Below are 7,326 nucleotides of genomic sequence, written 5' to 3' on the forward strand. Positions count from 1 at the left end.
TTTGTTTTTCTATTGAAATCTCTATTTTGATAATTTTTTTAAATCAAAAATCGCTTTCATAAATTAGTTTTAAGCTATTATTTAAAAAAGGTTATCTGAATTTATGTAAATTGTAAAATTACCTTTTAAATCGCTTTATTTAGATTTTGGTCTTTTTTGGGTCAATTTCAAAGAGCGAAAGATTATTTTTTAACTGCTTCAACTAATTCTAATTCGTCCAAACTAACTTTTGACGTAAAAATTCCGTAATTAACTGTTGCTTTATTTTTCTCAATCAAATCAATACTTCCAACAGATCTTCCGTCAAGCATTCTTACTCGGTCGCCAACTTTCAGAATTGGTTTTGGTTTTTCTACAACAGGTTTGAGTTTTTTTTCTTTTTTCTCTTTTCTAATTTCTTCAACCTTTACTTGTACTTCGGCAATAATTTCTTTTTGTTTTTCAACTTTTGCTTTAGTTTCTTTTGGGGTTGCTTTTTTACGTTTAGAATTTTCAATCTCAACAATTTTCAAAAATTCACCAATTAATTCTTTTTTATTTTTGTTGTTGAAATACTTCTCAGCGATATCATCAATCTTTTGTCCGATATAAATTATTTTCTGATTGCTATCATATAATTCCTGATAGCTTTCTAATTTTTGTTGGATTTTGGTATTGATGTTTTCCATCTTTTTACTTTCTTCACGAGCACGAGTTTCTTCTTCTTTTAAATTCAAAGAAGTTTTTTCTAGTTTCGATCTTTCTTTTTGAAGTGTTGCAATGGTTTTGTCAAAACGAACTTTTCCAACTTCGATTTTCTTTTTCGCACGATTAATCAATCCGAAAGGAATTCCATTTTTTTGAGCTACTTCAAAAGTAAACGAACTTCCAGCCTGACCCAAAGCCAATTTGTACATCGGCTCCAAAGATTTTTCATCAAACATCATATTTGCATTCGTAGCATACGGTAATTCGTTTGCCAGAATTTTTAAATTAGAATAATGCGTTGTGATAATTCCGAAAGCTTCACGATGATAAAATTCTTCTAAGAAAATTTCAGCCAAAGCTCCACCCAATTCAGGATCAGAACCTGTACCAAATTCATCAATTAAAAACATGGTTTTTCGATTACATTTCTTTAAAAAGTAATTCATGTTTTTTAATCTATAACTATAGGTACTTAGGTGATTTTCAATAGATTGGTTGTCTCCAATATCAGTTAAGATTCTATCAAACAAGAAAGTTTCACTTCTTTCGTGAACCGGAATTAAAATTCCAGATTGCAGCATTAATTGTAACAAACCAACCGTTTTTAAGGAAATAGTTTTTCCTCCGGCGTTTGGTCCAGAAATAACAATAATTCTGTTTTCTTGTTTTAATTCAATTGTCTGCGGATATGTAACTTCTTTATTTTGTTTGTTGTTCAAATACAAAATTGGATGATATGCTTCTCTAAAAAACAATCTTCTTTCGTCTGTAATGGTTGGTAAGATTCCGTTAATGCGGTTTGCATATTTTGCTTTTCCGGCAACCACATCAATATCACTTAAAAAATCTTGATATTCAATTAATAAAGGAAGATAAGGTCGAATTACATTAGATAAGTTTTTTAAAATTCTCGTAATTTCCTCTTTCTCTTCATATTCTAAATTGGCTAATTCTCTAGAATATTTTAAAGTAGCTTCTGGTTCAATGTAAGCAATACTTCCAGTTTTGGAACTTCCTAGAATTGAACCTTTTACTTTACGACGATACATAGCTAAAACCGCTAAAACTCTACGGTTTTGTACAAAACTTTCTTTAATGTCGTCCAAATAACCCAAGCTGTTGTATTGAGTTAAAGCAACTCCAAAACTTTGGTTTACTTTTCCGCGAACCAAATTCATATTCTGGCGAATTCCGGCTAAAGCGGGAGAAGCGTTGTCTTTAATCTCTCCATATTTGTCTACTATTGCATCAATTGCGGAGATGATATCTTTTGTTAATTCAACACGAGATGCTCTTGCGTTTATGTTTGGATAATAATCATCGAATTTTTTTAAGAAATTCAATAAGACATTTGTAGTGGCAGAAAGATTAGCAATTTTTCTAAAACTTCCTACTTCAAGAAAGCTGTCTTCGATTGCTAAAAACTTTATTTCATGTGTGATAGCGTCAAATCCGTGATTCGGAATTGCATTATTATTTTGAAAAGAAGATACGTACTCTGATGTTTGCATCAGTGATTGCATTAATTCTTCTTTGTCTCTATATGGTTTTATTTGTAAAGCTTTTTCTTTTCCAATATCTGTGTTGCATCCTTCTGAGATGGTTTCAAGTACGGTTGGAAATTGTAAGTCTTGTAATGTTTTTTCTGTAATACTGATCATTTAATTTCTTTATGAAAGTAAAGGCAAAAGTACGAAAACATTATGATTGAAATCGACAGTTTCTATCTAAAATTTATGGTCAGAAAAATATGATTTTTAGTATTAATTTCTGAAATTCGCAAAAAAAAAGTTATGGACGTAAAAATGCATTCTTCTTGGAAACCAGTTTTAAATGAAGAATTTGAAAAACCATATTTCAATACCTTAATAGATTTTGTAAAAACGGAATATGCGACGAAAGTTTGTTATCCAAAAGGGAATCAAATTTTTTCTGCTTTTGACCATTGTCATTTTGATGAAGTGAAGGTTGTGATTATTGGACAAGACCCTTATCACGGGCCAAATCAGGCAAACGGTTTGTGTTTTTCTGTAAATGACGGAATTCCTTTTCCACCTTCTTTGTACAATATTTTTAGAGAGATTGAAACTGATTTGGGTAAACCTCTTCCACAAACAGGAAATCTTGAGCGTTGGGCAGATCAGGGTGTTTTTCTTTTAAATGCGACTTTGACAGTTCGCCAATCTGAAGCTGGAAGTCATCAGGGAAAAGGCTGGGAAAAATTTACAGATGCTGTAATTAAGAAAATTTCTGAGGAAACAGAAAATGTAGTCTTTTTACTTTGGGGAGGTTTTGCTCAAAAGAAAGCAGCTTTGATAGATGCTTCAAAACATCATATTTTAAAATCAGGTCATCCTTCGCCATTAAGCGCTAACAGAGGTTTTTGGTTTGGAAATAAACATTTTAGCCAAACAAATGATTTCTTAAAATCTAAAGGATTAAAAGAAATTGAATGGTAACTTTTTAAGCTACAAAGTTGCAGAGTGACAAAGGGGCAAAGGAAAAAACTTTATGTCTTTGTCACTTTGCTAGAAAAGTATATTTATGAAAAAAAATCTTTTGAATCTTCAATCGCGACAGTTATCGAGAGTTAGAAACAAAAGATTTTTTCTTATTTTTTTAAGATTTCTTCTAAAACAGCTTTGTTTTCGTAATTAACTACTTTTAGAATAATTTCTTGGTTTTTTACTGTTTTTCCTTCAATGATATATAATTTTCCATTTTTCATTGGAACATTACTTTGATCGAAATCTACATCTCCGTAAGTTAATGTGTTTTTGATGTCTGCTGTATCAACCCATTTTTCGTTTAAGGTTTGAACTGCTTTTGGAGAGTATTGAAATGGTTTTGTTCTAAGGTTATTTAAAACTCGGGCATTTGGAAAATAATTGCAACTAGTATCTTTTCCAATAAAAAATCCTGATACAATAAAACATCCCATAATGAGACCAATCAGGTAATATGCAAAACGGTGTACGAACTTCATGAAATAATTTTTTTGCAAAGGTACATTAAAGTTCCCTTAGAAAACAAGTAAATTGATATCGTTATCTGGTAAATCAAACCAATCGCCAATTGCTTTATTTGTTAGGATTCCGTGATAAAGATAAATACCGTTTTTAAGTCCTTTGTTGCATCGAATAGCACTTTCAATTCCACCATCTTCGGCTATCTGATGTAGGTAAGGTGTTAATATGTTACTAATTGATAATGAGGCAGTTTTGGAATATCTTGATGGGATATTTGGTACGCAATAATGCAAAACATTACTTTTTATAAAGGTTGGTTTTTCATGCGTTGTTACTTCCGAAGTTTCAAAACAACCTCCAGTATCAATGCTAACATCAACAATTACGGCACCTTTCTTCATGTGTTCGACCATTGTTTCGTTAACAACAATTGGACATCTTTCTTTTCCTCGCATCGCGCCAATTGCGACGTCACAACGTCTCAGTGCTTTTAGTAAACCTTTTTGTTGTATGGTTGAAGTGAAAATTCTCTGATTTAAATTGTTTTGTAAGCGACGCAATTTAGTGATAGAGTTATCAAAAACTTTAACATTTGCACCTAGTCCGATTGCGGTTTTAGCAGCAAACTCGCCAACAGTTCCAGCTCCTAAAATTACAACTTCAGTAGGAGGGACACCTGTAATATTTCCGAATAAAAGTCCTTTTCCGAATTCGTCAGTAATCATTAATTCGGCGGCGATTAGGATTGAAGCAGTTCCTGCAATTTCACTTAGAGATTTTACTGCAGGATAAGATCCGTCTTCATCTTTTATATATTCAAAAGCAAGTGCTGTGATTTTTTTTTGTGCCAACGCTTCGAAGTATTCCTTCTTTTTGGTTTTAAGCTGAATGGCAGAAATGATAACCGTTTCGGGATTTATCATTTGTATTTCTGTCAAAGTAGGTGGTTCTACTTTTAATAAAAACGGACAGCCAAAAACTCTTTTAGTGTCTTTTGTAATTTCTGCACCTGCATCTGCATATTCTTTGTCTGTATAACTCGAACTTTCTCCAGCACCCGACTCAATCATTACACGATGCCCGGCATATGTAAGTGAATTTACTGCGTCAGGAGTAAGGCAGATACGACGTTCCTGGTAACTTGTCTCTTTAGGAATTCCTATAAAAAGTTCTCTTTTAAAACGACCAACCTCAAGTTTTTCTTCTTGCGGAATTAATTGTTGTTTTGTAAATGGAGTTAACGTGATTGACATGTGTATGCAAAAAATTAAAGGTACAAATTACGTAAAAAGATTTAAAATTAATGCAAAAATTCTGCTAATACTCAAAGTGAAAAGTTAATAAATGTTTTTAACTCTCAACAAGGTTAAACTCGTTTTTTTTACCATTAACTTAGATAGAAGTTTAATTTAATTTCAATTCTCGTTTTCCGTCTTCCAATAACTCAATATTTATTGTAGAATGTTCTTCAGGAATTAAGCTGGCAATTTTCTCAGACCATTCAATAAAACACCAATTTCCAGAATATAAATAATCGTCAACACCCATATCAAGCGCTTCAGTTTCTTTGTTTAATCTGTAAAAATCAAAATGATAAATGGTTTGATTGTTAGGAGTTTGGTATTCGTTTACCAACGAAAATGTTGGACTGCTGGTTGCGTCTTCAACTCCTAAGGTTTTGCATAATTGCTTGATTAAAGTCGTTTTTCCAACTCCCATTTCTCCGTTAAATAGGATTATTTTTTTAGGATTTGAAGCAATAATCTGCTCAGCAACTTCTTGAATTTGATCTAATGAAAAAACGATATTCATTTGTTTTATTTTTTTGCCACGAATTTCACAAATTTTCGCGAATTAAAATATACTTTTTTGTTTAAAATAAATTAGTGAAAATTCATGGAATTCGCAGCAACTTTTAATTATTTAGGGTTGAAAACAAGGAACGGAATAATCATTTCTTCTAACGAAATGCCTCCATGCTGATACGTATTTTTATAATAACTTACATAATGATTGTAGTTGTTTACATAAGCCAAAAAGAAATCATTTTTGGCAAAAATAAACGAACTACTCATGTTAATTGCAGGTAAACCAATCGTTTTAGGTTCTTTTACTACGTAAACATCTTTTTGCTCGTAAGTTAAACTTCGTCCAGTTTTATAACGCAAATTTAAGCTTGTATTTTTATCTCCCACAACTTTAGACGGATTTTTTACATTAATTGTTCCGTGATCTGTTGTCAAAATCAGTTTAAAACCTAAAAGTTGTGCTTGTTGAATGATTTCTAAAAGAGGGGAGTTTTTAAACCAGCTTAGAGTTAATGAACGATAGGCTTTGTCATCTGAAGCTAATTCTTTTACAACTTCCATTTCGGTTTTAGCATGCGAAAGCATATCAACGAAATTATAAACAACAGTTACCAAATCGTTTCCTTTTAAAGCTTTAAAGTTTTCTGCTAATTTTTTACCACCAGAATAATTGGTGATTTTAAAATAGTCTTCCTTAATATTCAATCCCAATCTTTTTAATTGAGCCGATAAGAACTCAGCTTCATAAAGATTTTTTCCACCGTCTTCAACGTCATTTTTCCAATATTGAGGAAATTGTTTTTCCATTTCTAAAGGCATTAAACCAGAAAAAATTGAATTTCTCGCGTATTGCGTAGCAGTTGGAAGAATAGAGTAATACGGAACTTCTTTTTCTAATTTATAATAATTAGCTACCACACTTTCAAACGCTTTCCATTGGTCGTAACGAAGATTATCAATTACAACAAAAAGAACCGGTTTATCTTTCTTTTTTAGTTCAGGAACAACTAATTCTTTGAACAAAGTATTGGATTGAATAGGTTTATCTGCTTTTGGAGCAAACCAGTCTTCGTAATTTCTTTCAATGAATTTTCCAAACTGAGAATTGGCTTCTACCTTTTGAGACTCCAGAATTTCAATCATCGCTGTATCGTTGATGTCTTCTAGTTTTAATTCCCAAAAAAGCAATTTTTTATAGAGTTCAATCCAATCTTCATAAGAATTAACCATCGCTAATTCCATTGCAATTTTCCTAAACTCCTTCTGATAATCCAACGTTGTTTTTTCTGTAATTAATCTTGAATCGTCTAAGTTTTTCTTCAAACTCAACAGAATCTGATTTGGATTTACAGGCTTGATTAGATAATCGGCGATTTTAGAACCAATGGCTTCTTCCATAATGTATTCTTCTTCGCTTTTGGTAATCATAATCATCGGTATGGCAGATTTTTTTTCTTTCATTTCAGAAAGGGTTTCCAAACCGCTCATTCCAGGCATGTTTTCATCCAAAAAAACAATATCAAAGTTATCTTCTTCAAACAAAGCAATAGCATCTAATCCATTGTTGCAAGTAGTAACTTCGTAATTCTTTTTTTCTAGAAATAATATGTGGGGCTTTAAAAGATCGATTTCATCATCGACCCAAAGTATTTTTATCTTATCCATAAAATCTATTATAAATTTTTACTGCAATTTAAAGTTATAGAACTTAAAAACTATTAAAAATAGTATAAATTTATTGAAGTTCGCTCAAGATTTTGTTTTGAATTTTAACATTTTTTAATGTAGTTTATTGATAATCATCAGGATTTGTACTGTGATTTTTAAATAAAAAACACCAGACTCTTTATACTTATTTACTT

6 protein-coding genes are annotated in these 7,326 nt (G+C 31.4%); 1 reads left to right on the top strand and 5 read right to left on the bottom strand.

Annotated features, from left to right (window positions below; all coding sequences use genetic code 11):
* Nucleotides 1-182 precede the first annotated feature (182 nt).
* Nucleotides 183-2,348: an endonuclease MutS2 gene (locus tag VGE71_RS12545; protein ID WP_331138639.1), complete on the bottom strand. Its 2,166-nt coding sequence runs from the start codon at nt 2,346-2,348 to the stop codon at nt 183-185.
* A 132-nt stretch (nt 2,349-2,480) separates the two neighbouring features.
* Between VGE71_RS12545 and VGE71_RS12550 the strand changes: the two genes are divergently transcribed.
* Nucleotides 2,481-3,146: a uracil-DNA glycosylase gene (locus tag VGE71_RS12550; RefSeq protein ID WP_331138640.1), complete on the top strand. Its 666-nt coding sequence runs from the start codon at nt 2,481-2,483 to the stop codon at nt 3,144-3,146.
* Between the two features lie 152 nt (nt 3,147-3,298).
* Here the strand turns inward: VGE71_RS12550 and VGE71_RS12555 are convergent, their stop codons facing one another.
* The 4 genes from VGE71_RS12555 to VGE71_RS12570 form a co-directional block, all read right to left on the bottom strand.
* Nucleotides 3,299-3,673, bottom strand: a complete 375-nt coding sequence (locus tag VGE71_RS12555) for a DUF4258 domain-containing protein (RefSeq protein WP_331138641.1) — start codon at nt 3,671-3,673, stop codon at nt 3,299-3,301.
* A gap of 36 nt (nt 3,674-3,709) precedes the next feature.
* The gene (locus VGE71_RS12560) at nt 3,710-4,909 is read right to left on the bottom strand and encodes an alanine dehydrogenase (protein WP_144212855.1); all 1,200 of its coding nucleotides are present in this window, start codon (nt 4,907-4,909) and stop codon (nt 3,710-3,712) included.
* A gap of 151 nt (nt 4,910-5,060) precedes the next feature.
* The gene (tsaE, locus tag VGE71_RS12565) at nt 5,061-5,468 is read right to left on the bottom strand and encodes a tRNA (adenosine(37)-N6)-threonylcarbamoyltransferase complex ATPase subunit type 1 TsaE (RefSeq protein ID WP_331138642.1); all 408 of its coding nucleotides are present in this window, start codon (nt 5,466-5,468) and stop codon (nt 5,061-5,063) included.
* A gap of 107 nt (nt 5,469-5,575) precedes the next feature.
* Nucleotides 5,576-7,129, bottom strand: coding sequence for a PglZ domain-containing protein (locus tag VGE71_RS12570; RefSeq protein WP_144212851.1), 1,554 nt, complete (start codon nt 7,127-7,129; stop codon nt 5,576-5,578).
* Nucleotides 7,130-7,326 lie beyond the last annotated feature (197 nt).

The organism is Flavobacterium sp. (assembly GCF_036405015.1).
Lineage (GTDB): Bacteria > Bacteroidota > Bacteroidia > Flavobacteriales > Flavobacteriaceae > Flavobacterium.